The 21,631-nt window shown below is 73.5% G+C and carries 19 protein-coding genes; 6 read left to right on the top strand and 13 right to left on the bottom strand.

Annotated features, from left to right (window positions below):
* Positions 1–300: 300 nt before the first annotated feature.
* The 5 genes from ACIBR0_RS18495 to ACIBR0_RS18475 form a co-directional block, all read right to left on the bottom strand.
* Positions 301–729 carry a DUF2267 domain-containing protein gene (locus ACIBR0_RS18495; protein WP_357041249.1) on the bottom strand — a complete coding sequence of 143 codons (429 nt, stop codon included), beginning with the start codon at positions 727–729 and terminating at the stop codon, positions 301–303.
* A 304-nt stretch (positions 730–1,033) separates the two neighbouring features.
* Positions 1,034–1,909, bottom strand: a complete 876-nt coding sequence (locus ACIBR0_RS18490; RefSeq protein WP_396717057.1) for a DUF72 domain-containing protein — start codon at positions 1,907–1,909, stop codon at positions 1,034–1,036.
* 48 nt (positions 1,910–1,957) lie between these two features.
* Positions 1,958–2,356: a TraR/DksA C4-type zinc finger protein gene (locus tag ACIBR0_RS18485; protein ID WP_357041243.1), complete on the bottom strand. Its 399-nt coding sequence runs from the start codon at positions 2,354–2,356 to the stop codon at positions 1,958–1,960.
* A gap of 156 nt (positions 2,357–2,512) precedes the next feature.
* Positions 2,513–3,151, bottom strand: a complete 639-nt coding sequence (locus ACIBR0_RS18480; protein ID WP_396717055.1) for a uridine kinase — start codon at positions 3,149–3,151, stop codon at positions 2,513–2,515.
* A 442-nt stretch (positions 3,152–3,593) separates the two neighbouring features.
* Positions 3,594–4,205 (bottom strand): winged helix-turn-helix domain-containing protein, encoded by a 612-nt coding sequence (locus ACIBR0_RS18475; protein ID WP_357042309.1) that lies wholly within the window; start codon positions 4,203–4,205, stop codon positions 3,594–3,596.
* A gap of 454 nt (positions 4,206–4,659) precedes the next feature.
* Here ACIBR0_RS18475 and ACIBR0_RS18470 point away from each other — a divergent pair, with 454 nt between their 5' ends.
* Positions 4,660–5,586, top strand: a complete 927-nt coding sequence (locus tag ACIBR0_RS18470) for a DUF3500 domain-containing protein (RefSeq protein WP_396717081.1) — start codon at positions 4,660–4,662, stop codon at positions 5,584–5,586.
* 12 nt (positions 5,587–5,598) lie between these two features.
* Here ACIBR0_RS18470 and ACIBR0_RS18465 read toward each other — a convergent pair whose 3' ends face one another.
* From ACIBR0_RS18465 to ACIBR0_RS18435, 7 genes are all read right to left on the bottom strand, one after another.
* Positions 5,599–6,363, bottom strand: coding sequence for a class I SAM-dependent methyltransferase (locus ACIBR0_RS18465; RefSeq protein ID WP_396717052.1), 765 nt, complete (start codon positions 6,361–6,363; stop codon positions 5,599–5,601).
* A 40-nt stretch (positions 6,364–6,403) separates the two neighbouring features.
* The gene (locus ACIBR0_RS18460; RefSeq protein ID WP_357038383.1) at positions 6,404–6,910 is read right to left on the bottom strand and encodes a DUF2231 domain-containing protein; all 507 of its coding nucleotides are present in this window, start codon (positions 6,908–6,910) and stop codon (positions 6,404–6,406) included.
* Positions 6,911–6,983: 73 nt separating this feature from the next.
* Positions 6,984–7,724, bottom strand: a complete 741-nt coding sequence (locus ACIBR0_RS18455) for a GAF and ANTAR domain-containing protein (RefSeq protein WP_396717050.1) — start codon at positions 7,722–7,724, stop codon at positions 6,984–6,986.
* Between the two features lie 185 nt (positions 7,725–7,909).
* Positions 7,910–10,201 carry an accessory Sec system translocase SecA2 gene (gene secA2, locus ACIBR0_RS18450; protein WP_396717048.1) on the bottom strand — a complete coding sequence of 764 codons (2,292 nt, stop codon included), beginning with the start codon at positions 10,199–10,201 and terminating at the stop codon, positions 7,910–7,912.
* Between the two features lie 108 nt (positions 10,202–10,309).
* On the bottom strand, positions 10,310–12,067 hold the full coding sequence (locus ACIBR0_RS18445) for an ABC transporter ATP-binding protein (protein ID WP_396717046.1): 1,758 nt from the start codon (positions 12,065–12,067) through the stop codon (positions 10,310–10,312).
* Positions 12,068–12,101: 34 nt separating this feature from the next.
* Positions 12,102–13,190: a zinc-binding dehydrogenase gene (locus tag ACIBR0_RS18440; RefSeq protein WP_396717044.1), complete on the bottom strand. Its 1,089-nt coding sequence runs from the start codon at positions 13,188–13,190 to the stop codon at positions 12,102–12,104.
* Positions 13,183–14,193, bottom strand: coding sequence for a Gfo/Idh/MocA family protein (locus ACIBR0_RS18435; protein ID WP_396717042.1), 1,011 nt, complete (start codon positions 14,191–14,193; stop codon positions 13,183–13,185). Before ACIBR0_RS18435 ends, ACIBR0_RS18440 begins: the two co-directional genes overlap by 8 nt.
* A gap of 225 nt (positions 14,194–14,418) precedes the next feature.
* On the opposite strand from ACIBR0_RS18435, the gene ACIBR0_RS18430 reads away from it, so the two are divergent.
* The 5 genes from ACIBR0_RS18430 to ctaD all read left to right on the top strand — a co-directional run bounded on the left by ACIBR0_RS18430 (position 14,419) and on the right by ctaD (position 20,279).
* Complete coding sequence (locus tag ACIBR0_RS18430; RefSeq protein ID WP_396717079.1) at positions 14,419–15,402, top strand: glucosyl-3-phosphoglycerate synthase; 984 nt, start codon at positions 14,419–14,421, stop codon at positions 15,400–15,402.
* Between the two features lie 76 nt (positions 15,403–15,478).
* Complete coding sequence (locus ACIBR0_RS18425; RefSeq protein WP_396717040.1) at positions 15,479–16,636, top strand: glycosyltransferase; 1,158 nt, start codon at positions 15,479–15,481, stop codon at positions 16,634–16,636.
* Between the two features lie 216 nt (positions 16,637–16,852).
* Positions 16,853–17,314, top strand: a complete 462-nt coding sequence (locus tag ACIBR0_RS18420) for a DUF4383 domain-containing protein (RefSeq protein WP_396717038.1) — start codon at positions 16,853–16,855, stop codon at positions 17,312–17,314.
* Between the two features lie 110 nt (positions 17,315–17,424).
* Positions 17,425–18,153, top strand: a complete 729-nt coding sequence (locus tag ACIBR0_RS18415) for an ATP-binding protein (protein WP_396717036.1) — start codon at positions 17,425–17,427, stop codon at positions 18,151–18,153.
* Positions 18,154–18,260: 107 nt separating this feature from the next.
* On the top strand, positions 18,261–20,279 hold the full coding sequence (gene ctaD / locus ACIBR0_RS18410) for a cytochrome c oxidase subunit I (protein WP_396717034.1): 2,019 nt from the start codon (positions 18,261–18,263) through the stop codon (positions 20,277–20,279).
* Positions 20,280–20,339: 60 nt separating this feature from the next.
* Here ctaD and ACIBR0_RS18405 read toward each other — a convergent pair whose 3' ends face one another.
* On the bottom strand, positions 20,340–21,479 hold the full coding sequence (locus ACIBR0_RS18405) for a SigB/SigF/SigG family RNA polymerase sigma factor (protein ID WP_396717032.1): 1,140 nt from the start codon (positions 21,477–21,479) through the stop codon (positions 20,340–20,342).
* Positions 21,480–21,631 lie beyond the last annotated feature (152 nt).

Below are 21,631 nucleotides of genomic sequence, written 5' to 3'. Positions count from 1 at the left end.
CGGACGACCTGCCACGGATCGAGCAGCCGGCCGCATTCGACCACCAACCGGTCACCGGTCTTGCCGGCCGCGGGCGGCCCCCCCCCCGCCCGGGGGGGGGGGGGCGCCCGCCCCCCCCCCCGCGGCGGCCCCCGGCCCCCGGGGCGGGGGGGGGCCGGGGGGGCCCGCGGGCGGGCCGCCCCCGCGGGGCGGCGGGGGGGGGGGCCCCCCCCCGCGCCCCCCCCCCCGCGCGCCGCCCCCCCCCCCCCCCCCCCCCCCCCCCCCCCCGGCCCGGCCCGTCCACGGGTCGGGCCGCGCGTGTCACGGGATGATCCGCGCAAGGTCCTTCGGCATCTGGGACTTCACGTCCTGCCACTCGCCCTGGGTGACGTGACGGCGCAGGGTGTCCAGCACCACCTGCACGACACGCTCGGGGCCACCCTCCACGTCGTACGGGAAGCCCTGCCGCACCTCGTAGAGGAAGTCGTCCCGGTTCAGCTTCACCGGTACGTCCTCGGGCTTCCAGCCGTCGAAGTAGATCCCGCGCACCAGCACCGGCAACTGCGCGGCGAACTCCGCGCTCTCCTGCACCGGCATCCGGTCGCGCAGCAGGTGCAGCACGGTCCGCAGCGCCGCGTACGACTGGTTGCGCTGCTCCTTGGGCCAGCCGTACGCGCTCTCGATCTCCTTGAGGATCACGTTCGTCTTGTCCATCGAGGACTCGAACGCGGAATGCAGCTGCTCAGCCATCTCTCCACCCCCGTACGTAGGTCTCCCACGGTCGGTCGTCGGCGCGCCGCGGAGGCCCGGCCGGGCCACGCCACTGCCGGGTCGGAACGACCCGCGCGGCTCGCGGTGTACGCCGGGCGTCGCCGGTCCTGCCGACGACGTGCAGCACGGCGCCGCGTCGTCGATCCGGTACCACCCGAACCGTCATGTCCAGCCACCTCCGTACTGTCGGCTCCGCGCGACCGGCTCCGTCGGCGGACGGCCGCACGCACCGTCCATGCTGTGCCGGGAGAGGGTGAGCCGGCCTCACCCGGTGGGGGTGAGGTCAGCCGGCCGCGTCGAGCAGCTTGGCCAGGGTGGCGGCGTTGGTCTGCGCGTAGTCCCGGTAGCAGTTGTTCATGAGCACATGGGTCTGCTCGGCGGAGTCGGCCAGCTCCCGCAGCTTCGGGGCCCACTGCTTCAGCTCCCGGTCGGAGTACCGGTAGCCGAACTTCTCGTGGATGTCCCTGCTGGTCCACTTGTCGCTGTGGCCGTGGAAGCGGACCACCGCGAGGTCCGCGGTGGCGGCCAGCACCGGGGGGACCGATGAGCGGTGCCCCTGCGGCATGTCCACCGCGACGTACGGCAGCCGGTGCTGCCGCAGGAAGGACAGGGTCTCGTCGGCGTTGGCACCGTCGAACCAGGACTGGTGCCGGAACTCGAAGACCGGGCGCAGCGGCGCACAGCGCTTCGCCACCTCCAGCAGGTACTGCTTGTTGTCCCGCCGGATGGTGAACCAGGGCGGGAACTGGAACAGCAGCGCGCCGAGCTTGCCCGCCTCGACCAGCGGGTCGAGCGCGCTGAGGAACCGGGTCCAGACCTCCTCGTACGCCTGCGGTGGCAGGTCGTCGGGGTAGACGTTCTTCTTGCCGGTGTCCGGCCGGATGTCCTTGTAGAGCGCGCTGACCTTCGTCGGGTGGCCGGTCAGCAGGCTGAACGCCTTCACGTTGAAGGTGAATCCGGCCGGGGTCCGCTCGGCCCACAGCCGGGCGGTGCGTTCGGCCGGCGGCGAATAGTAGGTGGCGTCCACCTCGACCAGTGGGAACTGCCGGGCGTAGTGGGCGAGCCGCTTCTCCGGCGTGTCGGCCGTCTGCGGGTACCAGCCCGAGTCGAGCAACGTGCGGTCGGTCCAGGACGCCGTCCCCACCAGGATGTCACCCATGGGTGGAGTCCACCGTGTCCCGGACCGACCGGCAAGTTGAGGAGGCGGTCAGGCCGCTCGACGCTCCCGGTTCTGCTTGCAGGTGACGCAGGCCGTCGCCGAGGGGAAGATCTCCAGCCGCTCCACCGGGATCGGCGCGGAGCAGCCCTCGCAGAAGCCGTAGGTGCCCTCTTCCAGCCGGGTCAGGGCGTGCTCGTACTGGGTGCGCCGGTCGAGGATGGTCCGCAGCAGCGACTGCGCGGTGTCCCGCTCGGCGGTCTTGGTGCCGCTGTCGGCCTGGTCGTCGCCGGCGGTGTCGCCCACCTCGACCAGCCGCAGCACCTGGCTCTGCACCACGGCCTGCTCGTACTCCGCGGAGAGCTCGTCGTACCGGGCCTGCAGGGACTGCCGGATCTGGTCGATCTCCTGCTGGGACCGACCGGTACCGACCGTGTCGTGGACGAGCATCGCTGCCTGCCTTTCTGAGGGCCGAACGGGCCACCGGGGTGCCGGTGGCGCGGGCCCCGGCCAATGGTCGTCTCGGCACGGGCGATCACCCGTGCTCTGTGAGCGGGGCGAATACCCCCGTCTCCGGCGCGCCAAACCGACCGACCCCACCGGTTTTCAGCCCGTTCCGGCGGCCTCCACCACCGCGGGGTGCCGGGGGTCGTCGAGGCGTACGACGACGTCGGCGAAGGTGGCCGGGGCGACCTCGTCGGCGTACCGGGCGAAGGCCGGCAGGGTCCAGGTCAGCGCCGGGTCGGTACGGCGGGCCAGCGCTCCCGGCGAGAGCTGCAGGTGCACGGTGACGTCGAAGGGCAGACCACCGCCGAGCAGCAGCGCGCCACTGACGAGCAGCACCCCGCCCGGCGGCAGGTCGACGTACGCGGCGCGGCTGGACCGGTCGGTCCGCGCGTCCCACAGCGACGGCAGCACCCGCCCGGAGCCTCCGGGCCCGGCCGGGTCGAGCACCTCCCGGCGCAGGCCCGCCTCGTCCACCCACCCCTCGTAGTACGCGTCCGGGTTGGTGCGGCCGTGTTCGAGGCGCACCGACGCCGGCCGCAGGAAGTCCTCGGCCCGGACGTGCAGCGCCGGCCGGCTCCGCGCGCGCAGGGGATCGACCAGCGCGTCGGCCAGCGCGTCGGGGCCGGCCGCCGGCGCGCCGTCGACGGCCACGCGCAGCCGGCTCGCCGGGTCGGTGCCGGCGAGCCGGTCGGTCAGCTCGGCCGCGAGCAGGTCGGGAGAGACGGGACGGACGCGCATCCGACCATGGTGCCCCGCCGCGCCCCGCCGCAGTACCGACGCAGTGCTGCAAACCGAGGCAGTGCCGACGCAGTGCCGACGGGGCGCGGCGGGGGCCGCCATGTCAGTGACACTCCGTCAGGTCAGCCGTGGAGGGCATGTCGCCGCCCGACCCCTTTGCTCTGCACCCCGGAGTGCACCAGTTACTCCCCGTCATGATGGGTGACGGAAGCGCAACCGGCCTCGGGACGGAATACGCAGGTCAGGGAACTGGCGCGTATCAGGGTGCAGAGCAAAGTGGGGAGAGCGGTGGGTGGCACCCCGACCGACCCGACACGGAGCGTCAGCTGCCCCGACCGTGACGCAGCGCAGCCGAAATCGGCCGCGTTGCGGCCGCCACGCCTACGCCACGCCACAGCCACGCCGATCCCGCGCGTGCCGACCCAAAGGCGGCGGGAGACGGTCAGCCGGTGCGGTCGATGGTGATCCGGGCGTCGTCGGCGAGCCGGTAGCCGACCCCGTAGACCGTGGTGACCAGGGGGACGTCCACGCCGACCTTGCCGCGCAGCCGCCGTACGTGCACGTCGACGGTCCGCACTCCGGCGTGCTCGTAGCCCCACACGGCGTTGAGCAACTGGAGCCGGGTGAACACCCGCCGCGGGTGGGCGACCAGGTGCAGCAGCAGGTCGAACTCCAGGCGGGTCAACGGGATCGGCTCGCCGTCGCGCAGCACCGAACGGGAGGCGGCGAGGATGTGCAGGACGGGGATGGTGGACGCCAGCGGCCGGGACGGCGACCGGCCGGCGGGAACCGGGTCCGGGCGGCGCTCGACGGGGGCGTTGGTGGTGGCGGTGATCGTTCCCTCGCCGCGCTCCAGCATCTCCCGCGCGGCCTCGAGCAGCCGACGGGCGGGCGGGGTCAGCGACTCCTCACAGGCGAGGGGAATGGTGAGGGTGACCGTGAGCATCGGTGCGGCGGTGTTCGCGGGCCGGCGCTGACCGCCGGGGGGCCGACCGGGAACAGCGGGCTGGGACGTATGCCATCCGGCGCGCGACGAGGCGGGGCTGACCGACATGGTCCTCCTTGGCTGGTCCGGGTTACTCCCCACGGCCCGGGACGCCGCTTCATCGATGCTTCCCGGCGCCCGTGCAGGGGTCAAGGGGCGGCTGCGTTGCATGAATGTGACAATTGACGAACACATCGGAGCCAAATGCTCGCTCTGCGTACGAAGCCTGATGATTACAGCAGAGCCGCCGAGTTAACCCGATACGGGGGGTACCCGCACGGTTCCTATTCGTCCCGGCCATCAACCCACCGTGGTGGAGAAACGTGATTCACGACCAGGTGGCACCATCCGGACGCGCTCCCACGGGGAAGCGCCCGTCTCGATGGTGGGACGGGCGACGCGTGAGCGCCGGCCGGCGGTCACCGGCGGCGCGAGGGTGGACGGACGGTACGGCGGCGACTCCCCGGCGCACCGGGGCGCGGGCCGGTATACAGAGGCGGTGGAGGATCCCGTACCCGAGCAGATGCGCGCCGCCGGCGCGGCCCTGCTCGCCGCCCTGGACGAGCCGGAGCGCACGCGCGCCGCGCACCGCTTCGACGACGACGCCGCCCGGCGTTGGCTGGAGTACCGGCCGCGACCCCGGCCCGGGGTGTGCCTCGCCGACCTCGACCGCGCCGCGCGCAAGGCCGCCCACCGGCTGCTGGCCACCGCGCTCAGCCCGACGGCGTACGCGCAGGCGATGGCGATCGTCGCGCTGGAGGAGGTGCTCGACCGGGCCGAGGGATGGCGGCGGGGACGGCACAGCGACGACTACTGGGTGGCCGTCTTCGGCGACCCCGACCGGGACGACGCCTGGGCGTGGCGTGTCGAGGGGCACCACCTGTCGGTGAGCATGACGGTGGTGGACGACCAGGTCTCCCCGACGCCGGTGTTCTTCGGGGCCAACCCGGCCGCCGTCCGGTACGCCGGTCGCCCCGTCTCCCGCCCGCTCGGCGTCGAGGAGGACCTGGCACGCGCCGTGCTGGACGCGATGGGACCGGCCGCCCGCGCCGCCGCGATCATCGCCGACGAGGCGCCGGCCGACATCGTCAGCGCCACCCGGCCCCGGGTCGACGGGCCGCTGGAACCGCTCGGCGTGGCGACCGACCGGCTCGGACCCGGCGCGCGGGCACTCGTGGAGCAGCTCGTCGCGCTGTACCTGGAACGCCTGCCACCCGCCCTGGCCCAGCACGAGGCGCAGCGGCTCGACGGCGGGCAGCTGCACTTCGCCTGGGCCGGCCCCACCCGTCCCGGCCAGCGCCACTACTACCGGGTGCAGGGCGACGACCTGCTCGTCGAGTACGACAACACCACCGACGACGGTAACCACGCGCACACGGTGCTGCGCCGGCCGGCCAGCGACTTCGGCACCGACGTGCTCGCCGCCCACCACGCGCGGGCGCACGGCTGACCGGTGTTCGGCTCAGCCGGCGGGCCGGATCGCCTCGACGAGGAAGCGGCGGGCGTGCGCCACGAACGGCCCCTCGGCCCGGATGCGGTGGTGCAGGCGTACCAGCGCGGGACGGTGCCGCTCGACGGTGAAGCCCGGAACCGTCCACACCACCTTGCGCAGGAACCAGACCACCGCCGCGACGTCGTGGAACACCGTACGCAGGGTGGCCTCCCGCAGGTCCACCACGCGCAGCCCGGCCGCCTCCGCGTCGGCCACCGCCCGCTCGGGGTGCCGCCCGGTGGGTGGGGGCAGCGGACCGAGGATCGCCTCGCTGAGTTCGCGTACGGTGCCCGGGCCGATCTGCTGCGACAGGAAGGTCCCGCCCGGCCGGAGCACCCGCGCGGTCTCGGCCCAGTCGGTGCGGACCGGGTGCCGGCTCACCACCAGGTCGAACGCGGCATCCCGGAACGGCAGCGGCGCACCGGGCGTCACCGCGACGACGTGGCCCCCGATCCGCCGCAGGACACGGGCGGCGACCGCCACGTTGGGCGGCCAGCCCTCGGTGGCGACCAGCAGCGGCGGCCGTCGCGGCACCTCCGCGAGGACCTCTCCCCCGCCGGTGTCCACGTCCAGGGCGGCGCCGATCCCCGCCATCCGGGCGGCAACGCGACGCGCGTACCCCCAGGGTGGGCGTTCCTCGGTCGCCCGCCCGGCGAGCCAGTCGAAGGCCCAGCCGTCGACCGGCGCGGCGGCCCCCTCGGCGATCAGGGCGTCCACGTCCGCTTCGCGTTCCACCCCGGCAGCCTGGCCGACCACCGGGCGCCCGGCAACGGAGTTACCGCCGGACGATCTCCACGGTCGAGCCGCCGACGCCACCGACACCACCGAGGACCTCGAAGGTGCCCGCCTCGGCCCGCCGCCGGGAGTCGAACTGCCGCATCAGCCGGGCGCCCAGCCGCACCCCGACCGCGCCGACGGTCAAGGCCACCAGCTCGGTGGCGAGCAGCACGACGCTGGCGCCCCGCTGCGGGGCGTCCGCGCGGATCAGGCAGGCCACCAGGAACAGTCCGGCCATCGCCGCGTTCACCAGGTTGAAGGTCACCGCCGTACGACGGGTGGCGTCACCCGGTGAGTCCCACAGGTCCACCATCCCGGCGACCGTGGTGAGGGCGGCGGCCACCAGCGCGGCCACCGACGTCCAGTAGCCCACCTCGCCGAGGAAGGCCGGCCCCCCGATCACATCGGTCAGGTCGAACACCGTCGCGCTCACGAAGAGCCCGAACGGGAACGTCACCAGCATCGGTTGGATCGGATGCCCCTGCACCCGCAGTCGGCTTTCCATCGCATTCCCCCAGGTCGCCTCAGGTCACCAGTCCAGGGTGCTACCCGGGCGCCCGGGGGACGAAACGACACGCTCAGGAATCCCGGGGCCGCGACACCGTGCTGACCAGCCGCTCCGCCACCTCCCGGAGCGGGATGGAGAGCGACTCCGCGGCGCTGCGCAGCACCTGGAGGGCCTCCTCGGGCGGGCAGCCGCGCTGCGTCATGATCACACCGACGGCCTGCCCGACGACGCCCTCGGAGAGCAGCGCCGCGTCCCGGTCCCCGGCCTGCGCCGCCACCCGGGCCCGGTCCCGCACGGCCGCCAGCAGCAGACCGGCGTGCTCGGCGAGGAGCATCGCGGTCAGTTGGTGCTGCGGGGTGAGCACGTCGCTGGCGCCCGCGTACAGGTTGATCGACCCGATCACCTGCTCGTCGACGTCGACCGGCGCGGAGATCACCCCCTGCACCCCGAACTCGCGGGCCCGGCCGGTCCAGGCCGTCCAGCGCGTCTCCCGGGTCAGGTTCTCGGAGAGGATCATCTCGCGGCGGTGGATCGCCTCCATGGCGGGCGAGTCCGGCCCGTGCCGCAGGTCGTCGAGCCCGGCCAGCCGGGCGTCCGAGGCCGCCACCCCGGCCGGCTCGCCGGCCCGCAGGGCGGTGAAGCCGCACCAGCTGACACCGGCCACCGCGTCGCGCGCGATGCGGACCAGGGCGTTGAGCGCCTCGTCGAAGTCGCCGACGGCGATCAGGCCGGCGGTCAACTCCCGCAGCAGGGCGGCGGTCTCCAGCACGCCCAGCGTCTCCACCACCGGGTCCCGCATGTCCAGGTTCACCGGTCCGCAGCTCCCGCCGTTCCCGTGCGCGTCGCTGCGCGCCCGACCGGTGTCGTCACCCGTCTCATCCTCTGCACTCTCCCGATTCTCCGACCCGCCCTACTACCCCCGCGAACTGGGGTCGAAACGGCGCAAAAGGGGGCCCCTTCCGGCACCGGTGAGGGCCGGAAGGGGCCGACCGTGTGTCAGCGGGAGGCGGCGGTGAGCCGCCGGCCGACCGAGGCGATGAGTCGGTCCAGCTCCGAGCCGAAGGGGTTGTCGTGCACCAGGTACGTCCAGGTCGCGCTGGGCCGCGCCAGCTGCGCCTGGTCCGGCTCCCAGTCCTCGTCGAACTCGCTCTCGGTGAAGGTCTCGATGGTCCGCCGCTCGATCTCCGGCACCAGGTTGTTGAACGCCGGCACCGCCGCCCGGTGGAACTCGTCGAGCGGGTCCAGCCGGCCCAGCGCCCGCAGGTGCACGCCCTCGCGCACCTCGGACAGCTCGGCGAGGTGCTCGGCCCAGAGCCGGTCCAGGTGGTGCAGCGCGATCCACCGGGCCACCCGGGCCAGCAGGTCCTCGTCCATCTCGCCGGCCTTGTCCGGCACCCGGTCCAGCAGCATCAGTGCGGCCACGTCGGTGGTGAGCAGCCGCTCGCGGCGCTCCGCGAGGGCCTTGCGCTGCTGCTCGATCACCACGCTGTAGCGCCAGGTGTTGCGGTGGATCTCGTGGTTGACGCCCTCGGCGACCCGCTGGGCGTGCTCGACGGCGTAGTCGACCTGCGGGTCGGTGACCAGGCCGTCGGCGTTCATCCGGGGCGAGGCCGGGACGCTGTCGCCGGCGTGCCGGGCCACCAGGTCGTCCTCCAGGCTGACGAAGAACACCGAGCCACCCGGGTCGCCCTGCCGACCGGCCCGGCCGCGGAGCTGGTCGTCGACCCGGCGGCTGTCGTGCCGGCCGCTGCCGATCACGTACAGGCCGTCCAGCTCGGCCACCCGGTCGCGGTCGGTCTGGTCGCTGCCACCGAGCCGGATGTCCACGCCCCGGCCGGCCATCTGGGTGGAGACGGTGACCGCGCCGTACGCGCCGGCCTCGGCGATGATCGCCGCCTCCTCGTCGTCGTTCTTGGCGTTGAGCACCACGCAGGGCACCCCGGCCGAGCTCAGGGCGGCGGCGAGGCTCTCGGACTCCTTGACGTCGAGGGTGCCGACCAGCACCGGGCGACCCCGGTCGTGGTTGCGCTTGATCTCGTCGACCAGCGCCTCCTCCTTCTCCGCCCGGGTGGCGTAGATGCGGTCCGGCTCGTCCTCCCGGACGCAGGGGGTGTTCGGCGGGATCACCGCCACCTCCAGGCCGAAGAACTCCCGCAGCTGGTCACCCACCAGCACCGCGGTCGCGGTCATGCCGCACACCGTGGGGTACAGGCCGATGTACGCCTGCACGGCGATCGTGCCGAGCACCTCGCCCTCGGCGCTGGCGTCCAGGCCCTCCTTGGCCTCCACCGCCGCCTGGAGCCCGTCGGGCCAGCGCCGGCGCTGGGCGACCCGCCCCCGCATCTCGTCGATCAGCTCGACCGAGCCGTCCCGCACGATGTAGTCGACGTCGCGGTGCAGCAGCGCGTGCGCGTGCAGTGCCACGTTCACCGCGGAGAGCTGGGCGACGTGCTCCTCGTCGTACAGGTCGACGCCGAGCTTGGCCTCGACGGCGGCCAGGCCGGCCGACGTGAAGGCCACGCTGCGACCGTCCTCGGCGACCGTGTAGTGCTTGCCCTTGCGCAGCCCGCGCACCAGGGCGGCGGCGGCGTGCACCGGGTCCTGCTCGCCCGGCACCGCGCCGGCCAGGACCATCGGCACCCGGGCCTCGTCGATCAGGATGGAGTCGGCCTCGTCCACGATCGCGGTGCGCAGCGGCGGCTGCACCCGGTCGTCGATGTCGGTGACCAGCTGGTCGCGCAGGTAGTCGAAGCCGGCCTCGCTGACCGAGACGTAGGTGACGTCACAGGCGTACGCGTCGCGCCGCTCCTGCGGGGTGGAGGCCTCGTTGACCCAGCCGACGGTGAGGCCGAGCAGGGTGTAGACCGGCTCCATCCACTGGGCGTCGCGGCGGGCCAGGTAGTCGTTGACGGTGAGCACGTGCACCGGGCCGTTGCCGACCCGGACGTGCCCGTACGCGGCGACGACGGCGGTGAGCGTCTTGCCCTCACCGGTGGCCATCTCGGCGACCTTGCCCGACAGCAGCGCCATGGCGCCGAGCAGCTGCACGTCGTACGGCCGCTGGTCGAGGCCGCGTCGGGCGGCCTCGCGGCCGATCGCGCAGATCTCCGTGTAGCCCTCGGCGCGGCCGGCGGCCTCGGTCAGCTCCACGTCGTCGAGCGCCGCGAGCTCCTCCTCGCGCGCCTCGATGGCCGGCAGCAGCTTCTCCAGCGGACCCAGGTCCACCGTCGTGCCCGGGCGCTGGAGGAAGCGCCGGAACCTCGTCTTCAACCGATGCGACACACCCATGAGCGGCAACGGTACGCGACCGGGCGCACCCGCCGCGTCCCGGTCGGCCGACGCCGCGCCGGGGCGCGCCACCTCCGGCGGTCGGGCGTCGCCCCCGCGCGGCCGGGCTCAGCCGACGAGGAGCTGGTGGGCGGCCAGTTCCCGGTACAGGGGGCTGGTGGTGGTCAACTGGTCGTGCGTGCCGGTGGCGACCACCCGGCCGCCGTCGAGCACCACGATCTGGTCGGCGTCCACGACGGTGGAGAGCCGGTGCGCCACGATCAACAGGGTCCGGCGGACCGCCACGGCGTCGATCGCGCGGCGCAGCGCCGCCTCGTTGCGGGCGTCGAGGTTGCTGGTCGGCTCGTCCAGCAGCAGCACCGGCGGTCCGGCCAGCAGGGTCCGGGCGATGGCGAGTCGCTGCCGCTCGCCACCGGACAGCAGCACGCCGCCCTCCCCCACCTGCACGTCCAGGCCCTCGGCGGCACGCTGGGCCAGGTGGCCGAGGTTGACCTCGTCGAGCACGGCGCGCAGCTGGTCGTCGGTGGCCGCCGGCGCGGTGATCAGCAGGTTCTCCCGCAGCGTGCCGGCCAGGACGGGCGCCTCCTGCTCGACGTAGCCGAGGCGGGCCCGCAGCGCGTCGCGGGGCAGGTCCCGCACGTCGACCCCGTCGACCCGCAGCGCGCCGGCGGTGACCTCGTAGAAGCGCTCGACGAGGGCCAGCAGGGTGGACTTGCCGGCGCCCGAGGGACCGACCAGGGCGGTCCGGGTGCCGGTCGGGACGGCGAAGCTCACCTCGTGCAGCACCGGTGGGCCGCCGGGGTAGCCGAAGCCGACGCGGTCGAACTCGATCATCGACGCGGGCCTGCCGGCCGGTGCCCGGTCCACGGTCACCGCCGGTCCGGCCCGGTCGGCGGCCCCCTCCGCCGGGATCTCCAGGACCTCCTCGATCCGCTGGAGCGCGCCGAGGCCGGTCTGCAGCTGGGTGTACGCGTGCACCGCCTGTCCCAGGGGCAGCACCAGGAAGAACAGGAACATGATGAACGCGACCAGGTCGCCGACGGTGATCGCGCCGGACGCCACCCGGGCGCCACCGACGCCGAGCACCAGCAGGAAGGCGCTCTGGATGGTCACCGTGCTCACCGGGCCGACGACCGCCTGGACCCGGGCCACCCGCAGACCCGCCGTGTACGCCGCCTCGGCGCTGGCTCCGACGGTGTCGGCCTCGCGCCGCTCGGCGCGGGCGGCGCGGATGGTGCGCGCCGCGGAGATCGCCCGTTCCACGGTCGAGGTCATCTCGCCGATGCGCTCCTGCGCGGCGCGGGCCAGGTCGCGCACCCGGCGGGCGACGGTGACCGCGAAGCCGACACCGGCGGCCACCCCGAGCAGGGTCACCCCGAACAGCACCGGGTCGAGCAGCACCATCGCGCCCGCCGCGCCGACCACCATCACCGCGCCGGTGACCACCTCGAACAGGCCGGAGGTCACCACCGCCCGCAGCAGGGTGGTGTCCGAGCCGACCCGGGACAGCAGGTCACCGGTGCGGCGCTGGTCGTACTCGGCGATCGGCAGGCGCAGCAGGTGCCCGGCGAGGCGCCGGCGGGTGCCCAGCACCACGCCCTCGGCGGTGCGCTGGAGCAGGTAGTCGCGGAGCCCGCCGATCACCGCGGCGGCCAGCACCAGGCCCACCAGCAGCGTGACCAGGCCGGCCACCGGACGGGCGGCGGTCACCCCGTCGAGGACCGCACGGGTCAGCAGCGGCTGCGCCAGCGACGCCGCCGCACCGAGCAACGACAGCGCGCCCACCACGGCGAGGGTGCCGCGGTGGGCGCGCAGGTACGGCAGCAGGGCGGACAGGCCGACCCGCCGGTTCTCCTCGGCGCTCATGCGGGGAACGGTATCCGCCGCGCGCGAGGGCGGATCAGGGGGTGAACACCACCTGGAGTTCCTGCCGGCGGCGTTCGGCCAGGTCGGTCAGCAGCGTCGGCGCCTCCTCGAACGGCACGACCGCCGACACCAGGTGCTTGCGGATCGCGTCGCCGTGGACCCGCAGCAGGTCGATGGTCTCGGCGGAGAGCCGCTCCCGGTCCCAGGTCGGCGCCAGCCCACGCGGCACCCGCCCGATCTGGGCACAGCGCAGCGACAGACCGTTGTGGTGGAACTCCTCACCGAACCGCACCGCGTCCGCGCCGTCCTGGTAGAAGGCCAGGTCGACCACCGTGCCCTGGGGCCGCAGCAGCCGCAGCGCCAACTGGAGCGCCCAGGCCTGACCCCGGCACTGGAACACCACGTCCGCTCCCCGGTCGCCGGCGGCGTGGTTCCAGCGGGTCTTGAGGACCACCGCCGGGTCGTCGGCCTCCGGGTCGAGGGTCTCCAGGCCCAGTGCCTCGGCGACCGCCCGGCGCTGCGGCGTCGGGTCGAGCACCACCACCGAGGCGGCACCGTGCCGCTGCGCGAACAGCGCGGTGAGCAGGGCCACCACCCCGCTGCCGACCACCGCGACCCGCCGGCCGCGTACCCCGTCGCCGAGGGTGCGCACGTCGGTGCCGCACAGGTCGGCGGCGGCGTGCAGGACGCCGTTGGCACAGATCGGGCCCATGTGTGCGACGTACACGCCGAGCAGCGGGTCCAGGTCGTCGGGCAGCGGCACGAACCGCTCCTTCACCGGGTCCGCCACGTAGCCGGTGCGGTGGCCGTACGTCATCGCGCCGACGGTGCCCACGGCGACCGCCGGGGTGCGGCTCTCCACCACCCGTCCGACCTGCATGTAACCGAGCCGGGTCACCGGGTACGGGGTGCTCGCCTCCCCGGGCTGGAACAGGCCGAGGTCGGCGTTCCAGGTCACGGTGAGGTAGGGGTTGGTGCCCTTGACGAAGCTCAGCTCGGTGCCGGCGGAGACACCGCTGTGGAGCGTCTCGACCCGGAAGCCGCCCTCGGGCACCTCGCCGGCGTCCTGCTCGACCAGTTCGACCTTGCCGGGACCGCTGACCACCACGACCGTGTCATGCATCGACGGTCACCCCGGTGGTGACGGCCGGCGCGAGGGCCGGGGCGTCGAGGCGTACGGTGCGGCCGGTGCGGGCCGAGTCGGCGACCGCGAGGGCGAGCCGCTGGGTGCCCAGCGCCTCGGCGTACGGGACGCGCACGTCATCGCCGATCCCGCGGACCGCGTCCACGAACGCCCGGTCCACGGCCACCCGCGCCGCGTCCGGGTCGGCGTCGAACCGGCGCTCGCCGTCGGCGTCGCGCACCACGAGGCCGTCCTCGGCCAGCGACAGGGCCAGCCCGTCGGCGAGGATCTCCAGCCCGGCCCGGTGCTTCCAGCCCAGCACGCACGCCGCGCTGAGCGTGCCCACCGCCCCGCCGGCGAACCGCAGCGCCGCGGTGGTCACCGAGTCGATGTCGGCGCCGTCGACCGGCGGCGGCGTCCCGTCGCCGTACGCGGTGACCTCGGACACCTCGCCGGCCAGCAGCCGGATCAGGTCCAGCACGTGGGCGGCCTGCTCGACGACCGGGCCGCCCGAGCGGTCCCGCTGCGACCACCAGGCCACCGGCGGGACCTTGTCCAGCCACGCGCCGCTGACCATCCGGATGGGACGGTCGGCGAGCAGCTCCCGGGCGCGGTCGACGACCGGCAGGTACCGCCAGTGGTGTCCGACCCCGGTCAGCAGGCCCCGCCGGGCCACCAGGTCGCCGATCCGTTCGGCGGTGGCGAGGTCCACCGCGACGGGCTTCTCCACGAACATCGGCACCCCGGCGGTGATCACCGCCTCCTCGGCCGGGCCGTGGGCGAACGGGGGCACGCAGACGTACACCGCGTCCGGCCCCGCGGCCAGCAACTCCTCGACGTCGGAGAAGGTCCGGGCGCCGTGGGCTCCGGCCAGCTCCGCCGCCGCCTGCGGCAGCACGTCGGTCACACCGATCAGTTCGACGTCCTCGAAACCGCCCAGCACCCGGGCGTGGCGTTGCGCCACCCCGCCGGCCCCTACCAGTCCCACCCGGCACGTGCGCATCTATAGCCCTCTCGCCACGGTTCATGTTCTGCGCGAAACCACTCCCCCGGTGTGGGCGCAATCAAACGTTCACCACCTGGGAACGCACCGGAGTCCCGGCCGTGATCAAGCTGTTAGCCCTCAACCGGTTAGCGCGAGCAGGGTAGTGGGAAAACCAACTCTGGTTTTTCCGCCCACGATCAGGGGGTGCCTGTGCGGAATACGGAAACGACGGTCTCGCCGGTGGTGGAGGCGTGGGCCACCTACCGGACGACGTCGGCGGCCGACTGGCCGGCGCGGCGACTGATGCGCGCCAAGGGTGACAGCCGGGTCAGCGTGGTGCTGCCGGCGCGCAACGAGGAAGCTACGGTCGGCGCGATCGTGTCGACGATCCGGGAACACCTGATGGACCGGGTGCCGCTGGTCGACGAGTTGATCGTGGTGGACTCGCGGTCCGACGACCGCACGGCCGAGGTGGCCCGCGCCGCGGGCGCCGAGGTGGTGAGCCAGGACGCGATGACCCGGGGGCTGCCCCGGCTCCACGGCAAGGGAGACGCCCTCTGGGTGGGCCTCGCGGCGGCCGAGGGGGACGTGGTCGCGTTCGTCGACGCCGACCTGCGGGAGTTCCGTCCGCACTTCGTCACGGGGCTGATCGGCCCGCTCCTCACCGACCCGTCGGTGGACTTCGTCAAGGGCTTCTACCACCGCCCCCTGGTGGGTGCGACCGGTGTGGAGGCCGACGGCGGCGGTCGCGTGACCGAGCTCATGGCCCGCCCGCTGCTCAACCTGTTCTGGCCGGAGCTGGCCGGTTTCGTGCAGCCACTCGCCGGCGAGTACGCCGGCCGGCGGGAGGTGCTCGCGCAGGTGCCGTTCGTCTCCGGCTACGGCGTCGAGACGGCGATGCTCATCGACCTGCTGGAGATGGTCGGCCTGGACGCGTTGGCCCAGGTGGACCTGGGTGAGCGCAAGCACCGCCACCAGGACACCGCCGCGCTGGGCCGGATGTCGGCCCAGATCATGCTCACCGCCTGGTCGCGGTTGCAGCGGCGGGGTTGGGCGGCACCCGGCGCCATGCCCGCCGAACTGCTGACGCAGTTCCGGCGGGGTGGCTCCGACGCACTGCCCAACCTGGAGCGGGAGATCGTCGTCAGCGACGTGTCGATCGAGGAACGTCCGCCGCTGGCGGAACTGCGGCACCGGGTGCCGCGACGCCGGGTGGCCGCGGCGTGAGGGCCAGGTCACACCGACCGGTCGATGGTGGAGCGCGGGCGGCCCGACGGCCCGCCGAGGGAAGGAATCGCGCACGATGAGCCTCACCGTCCTGATGAACGCCGGTCCGTGGCTGTCCGTGCCGCCCCCCGGCTACGGCGGCATCGAGAACATCATCGCCACCCTGGTGCCGGAGCTGCGCCGGCTGGGCGTGAAGGTGGTGCTGGCCTCCGTGGACAGCAGCACCCTCCCGGTCGACGAGAAGTTCTCGGTCTTCCCCGACGGCCAGTTCCACGCCCTGCAACGGCCGTACAACCAGGTCTGCGGCATCTCCCAGGCGCACCTCAACGGGGTCGTGCGGGCCCTGCACTCCCGCGACGACATCGACCTCGTGCACGACCACGTGGAGGCGGTCGGCCTGGCCACGCTCGCCGCGATGGGCCCGGACGCGCCCCCGGCGCTGCACACGCTGCACTGGGACCTGGCGAAGCACCCGGAGCTGTACGGCAACCTCGCCGGCGGTGACCGCGTCCGGGTCAACGGGGTGTCCGCCTCGCAGCTGGCCCGGGCGCCGCAGGCGCTGCGGGACCACTCGGTGGGGCACGTGCACCTGTCCACCCCCCTCGCCGTCGGCGCGGACCGGCGGCCCCGGGCGGACAAGGGCGACTACCTGATCATTCTTGGGCGGATCAACCCGGGTAAGGGACAGGACGTCGGCGCGCGCCTCGCCCAGCGCGTCGGGGTCCCGCTGGTGCTGGCCGGCCCGGTGGGGCCGTACCACCGGCCGGAGGACCTGGCCGCGGCCGGCGACGAGGCCCGGCAGAACCCGGACGTGCGGTTCTTCTACGACGAGGTCGCGCCGCACGTCGACGGCGACCTGGTCCGGTGGGTCGGGACGGTCGCCGGGCAGGAGCGCGACGACCTGCTGGCCGGTGCCCGGGCGTCGCTGTTCCCGCTGCGGTGGGAGGAGCCCGGCGGCACCGCCGTGGTGGAGTCGCTGGCGCTCGGTACGCCGGTGGTGGCCACCGCCCGGGGCTGCCTGCCCGAGCTGATCGAGCACGGCCGCACCGGCCTGCTCACCACCGACGAGGACGAGCTGGGCGACCTGCTGCTGGCCGCCAGCCTGCTGGACCCGGACGAGTGCCGCCGGGAGGCCGCCGTGCGGTTCACCCCGGCGGTGATGGCGGAGAAGTACGTCGCGCTCTACGAGCGGGTCCGGACGCTCGCGGCGGCGCCGCGCCTGCAACCGGTCTGAGCCGCGTCGTCCCGCACCGGGGCCGGTCCGCCGTTACGGCGGACCGGCCCCGTCGTCGGGGCGTGGTTGGCGGCGCCGTGTCTCTCACACATGTCCCGTCGCGTGCCTGTGCGGTCCGGGCGCCGACACGCCGGTCGTCGCCCCACGACGCACGGTTTGCCGGCGGCCGGGGCGGGAACCCGGGCGGCCCGGCCCTCCGGGCGGAAGGAGGCGGCGGTGACCGGTCCGATGGCCCACGCGCGCGCCCGGCACAACCCCGCCGACGGCAAGGCGCCGGTACGGCGGGCGGCGACCCCGGTCGCCGTGGTCTTCCTCCTCATCGGTGCCCTCGGCTTCGTGCCCGGCGTGACCGGCAACTTCGACGATCTCCGCCTCGCCGGCCACCAGTCCGGCGCGCTGCTGTTCGGCGCCTTCCAGGTGTCGGTGCTGCACAACCTCGTCCACCTGGCCTTCGGGGTGGCCGGGCTGGTGCTGGCCCGGACCGTCTCCGGCGCCCGGACCTTCCTCGTCGGCGGCGGCGCGGTCTACCTCGTGCTCTGGCTCTACGGCCTCGCGGTCGACCACGACAGCGCGGCCAACGTCGTCCCGGTCAACCCCGCCGACGACTGGCTGCACCTCGCCCTCGGAGCGGGGATGATCTCCCTCGGCGTCCTGACCGCCCGACGCGGGCGCCGGTGACGAGGGCGGCACCCCCCGTGACGTGCGTCGCTCCACGCCGACGTCCGGTTTGACCCTCCTCGCCCCCGGGTAGGTGCCAGGTTCCCGACGAACCGAAACGGGGGCTTGCGATGCCGAGCCGGATCACCTGCGAGGTGCGCGACTGGTCACCGGTGACCGTCGTACGGCTCCACGGCGGCCTCGACCTGGGCACCATGCGGAGCGTCCACACCGTGCTGGACCGGTGCCTGTCCACACAGCCCGACGCCCTGGTGGTGGATCTCGCCGACGTCACCGTGCGGGACCGGCTGGCACTGTCGGTGTTCGCCGCCACCGCGCGTCAGGCCGCCGACTGGCCGGGGGTTCCCGTGGTGCTCTGCGCCCCGCCGCCGGACGCCGCAGCGTGGCTGGCGGAGTCGACCGCCTGTCGCGTCGTACCGGTGCGCCGGGACTGCGCCGAGGCGACCCGGGTCGCGAACGCCGCCGCCGCGCCCCGGCTGCGGGCCCGCCTGGAACCGGTGGCCGAGGCCTGCCGGCGGGCTCGGGAACTGGTGGGCGACGCCTGCACGCGGTGGAACCTGCCGGAGGCCGTCGGCCCGGCGTCGCTCGTGCTCAGCGAGCTGGTCGGCAACGTGGTCCGGCACGCCGGCACCCCGATGCAGGTGACGCTCACCCTGCGCCGGCCGTACCTGCAACTGGCGGTGCTGGACGGCAGCCGGGTCGCCGCCCGCATGACCTCGCCGGACCTGCGCGCCGAGGGCGGTCGCGGCCTGATGCTGGTCCGGGAACTGGCGCAGCGCTGGGGCAGCATGCCGGCCGGCGACGGCAAGGTCGTCTGGGCGGTACTCCCCGCGAATTGACCGAAATTACCGCTCTAGCCTGAATAAGCTCTCTCGCCTGGTTTCATGGTCGGAGGGGCGGGTAGTTGCGCCCGTCCTTTCTGTCATCACGGCGGGGTGAAACTTTCATGGCCAAAGAGGTCACGACGGAACCGCGCGACCGAGGTCCGGCCATCCTGGCGCCGGCGCGCTTCGGTGGCTATCCAGGACCCCTCAGGCCCGCCACACCAGGCGGAAAACTCCTCAGGTTCCTCGCCACAACCGACCACAAGCAGATCGGCCTGCTCTACCTGCTCACCTCGTTCGGCTTCTTCATCGTGGCCGGGATCGAGGCGATGCTGATCCGCGCCGAGCTGGCCCGCCCCGGCCTGCAACTGCTCTCCTCCGAGCAGTACAACCAGCTCTTCACCTCGCACGGGGCGGTGATGCTGCTGCTCTTCGCCACCCCGGCCGCGTTCGGATTCGCCAACTACATCGTGCCGATCCAGATCGGCGCGCCGGACGTGTCGTTCCCCCGGCTCAACGCCCTCGCCTACTGGCTCTACCTCTTCGGCGGGCTGATGGTGATCGGCGGCTTCGCGACGCCACAGGGCTCCGCCGACTTCGGCTGGACCGCGTACACGCCGCTGAGCAGCGCCGAGCACTCCCCCGGCGTCGGGGCGAACATGTGGGTCGTCGGTCTGGTGATCTCGGGACTCGGCACCATCCTCGGCGCGGTCAACCTGATCACCACGATCCTGACCCTGCGCGCGCCGGGCATGACGATGTTCCGGATGCCGATCTTCACCTGGAACATGCTCTTCACCAGCGTGCTGGTGATCCTCGTCTTCCCGCTGCTGGCCGCGGCGCTGCTGGCACTCTCGGCGGACCGGCTGCTCAACGCCCACGTCTACGACCCGGCCACCGGCGGGCCGATGCTCTGGCAGCACCTGTTCTGGTTCTTCGGCCACCCCGAGGTCTACATCATCGCGCTGCCGTTCTTCGGCATCATCACCGAGATCATCCCGGTCTTCGCCCGCAAGCCGATCTTCGGCTACACCGGTCTGGTGCTGGCCACCATCGCGATCACGGTGCTGTCGATGACGGTCTGGGCACACCACATGTTCGGTACCGGCCAGGTGCTGCTGCCGTTCTTCAGCATCCTCAGCTACCTCATCGCGGTGCCCACCGGGGTCAAGTTCTTCAACTGGATCGGCACGATGTGGAAGGGGCAGTTGAGCTTCGAGACACCGATGCTGTTCGCCATCGGCTTCCTGGTCACCTTCCTGTTCGGCGGGCTCACCGGGGTGCTGGTGGCCAGCCCGCCGGCCGACTTCCACACCCACGACACGTACTTCGTCGTCGGGCACTTCCACTACGTGCTCTTCGGCACCGTCGTCTTCGCCCTGTTCGGCGGCTTCTACTTCTGGTGGCCGAAAATGACCGGGCGGCTCCTGGACGATCGGCTCGGCAAGGCGCACTTCTGGACCATGTTCATCGGCTTCCACGGCACCTTCCTGGTGCAGCACTGGCTGGGCAACGAGGGCATGCCCCGCCGGTACGCCGACTACCTGCCCACCGACGGCTTCACGGCGCTCAACACCGTCTCCAGCATCTTCGCCTTCATCCTCGGCGCGTCCACCCTGTTCTTCATCTGGAACGCCTGGAAGTCCTGGCGGTACGGGGCGATGGTCAACGTGGACGACCCCTGGGGCTTCGGCAACTCGCTGGAGTGGGCCACCACCTGCCCGCCGCCGCTGCGCAACTTCGACCGGATGCCCCGGATCCGTTCCGAGCGGCCCGCGTTCGACGCCAAGTACGGCCCGCTCGTCGCCGATCTCGGCCGGGACCTGCCGCAGCGCACCACCAAGCCGCCGCAGGCGTTCCGGGACGAGTTGCACCGGGAGAAGCACCTACCCGAGTCGCCCGCCGCCGGCGGCGCGCGCGGCGCCCACGAGGCCGTCGAGTACCACCCGGCACCGCAGTCCGGCGCCCGGCCGGTGGAGGTGCCGGAGCCGGAGGACGTACGCCGGCCCAGCTTCGAGCACAGCGACGCGCCGGACGAGGAGGAGAACCCGAACCCGCTGGACTCCGAGCGCGGGCCGCGCCAGAGCCCGCCCCGCTGGCGGCACCCGCACAGCGACGGCGGTGACGAACCGCGGGGGTGACTGTCCGCGTACGCGGAAGGGGGCCGGCACGCTCGACGGTGCCGGCCCCCTTCCGCTCGGTCAGCCCTCGCGGGCCGGGGCCAGTCCGGCGGCCGTGAGCGACCGGCGGACGGCGGGCTGCACCCGCGTCAGCCGCAGCGGCACCCCGGTTCGGACCGCCGCCTCGTGGCCGGCCATCAGGGCGGCGATGCCGCCGGCGTCGAACCCGCCGGCGCCGACCAGGTCGACGACCACCTCGGCGGGCTGGCCGGTGACCGCCTCCAGCATCGCCCGGCGCAACTGGTCCGCGCCGTCGCGGTCGACCTCACCGCCGACCTCGACGAGCACGCGGTCGCCGTTGTGCTTCACCGAGATCCGCGTCTTGGCGGTGCCGGTCTCCGCGGTGCCGTTCTGCCACGGCGGCGGCGCGTCGGCGAGCATCGCCTGGCGCAGCCACGTCAGTGCTCGGGACAGCAGCCGGGAGACGTGCATCTGGGAGATGCCGAACCGGGCCGCGATCTCCGCCTGGGTCTGGTTGCCGTAGAAGCGCATCGCGAGGATCCGCCGTTCCCGCCACGGCAGCCGGTGCAGCAGTCCGCTGACCGTCACCCGGTCGTCGACGGATTCCAGCGCGTTGTCCGACTCGCCCACCAGGTCGCCGAACTCGGCCGAGCTCTCACCGCCGACCGGCGCGTTGAGCGAGGCCGGGCTGTAGCCGGCGGCCGACTCCAGGGCCGCCAGGATCTCCTGCTCGGGCGTCTCCAGCCGCGCGGACAGCTCGGCGACCGTGGGCGCCCGGGACAGCTCGCTGGTCAGCGACGCCGTCGCCTGTCCGACCTCGAGGATGAGGTCGCGCAGCCGGCGGGGCACGTGCACGCCCCAGGTGCGGTCGCGGAAGTGCCGTTTGATCTCGCCGACGATGGTGATCGCCGCGTATGCGGTGAACGAGCCCCGTTCCGGGTCGTACCGGTCGACGGCGTTCACCAGGCCCAGGCGGGCGACCTGTTCCAGATCCTCCAGCGGTTCCCCCCGCCCCCGGTAACGGCGCGCCAGCCGGCCCGCGAAGGGCAGCGCGAAGCGGACCAGGTCGTCCCGGGCCTCCTGCCGGCGTTCCGGTGGCAGGCCCTCGATCCGTGCCGCGTACGCCAGCGCCGCCGCGTCGAGGTCCTCCAGGCCCCGCTCGGTGGGCGGTGGTGTGGTTGTGGTGGTCTGTCCGAACATCCGCGCCTCCCTCAGGAAGGTCCCCCGCCCGGATTGGGAAACCGGTCGTGCGCGTGCTCGCACCACGCACCGGGCCGGAAGTGGGTTACGTGACTGGGATGCCAGCGGGTGACGGCGCCGCACTGCACAGCGTGATCAGGCCGTCGCAGCCA

This window comes from Micromonospora sp. NPDC049497 (genome assembly GCF_044465805.1).
Taxonomy (GTDB): Bacteria; Actinomycetota; Actinomycetes; order Mycobacteriales; family Micromonosporaceae; genus Micromonospora.
The sequence above is the reverse complement of the archived record's forward strand: the minus strand, read 5'-3'. Positions and strand labels throughout refer to the sequence as shown.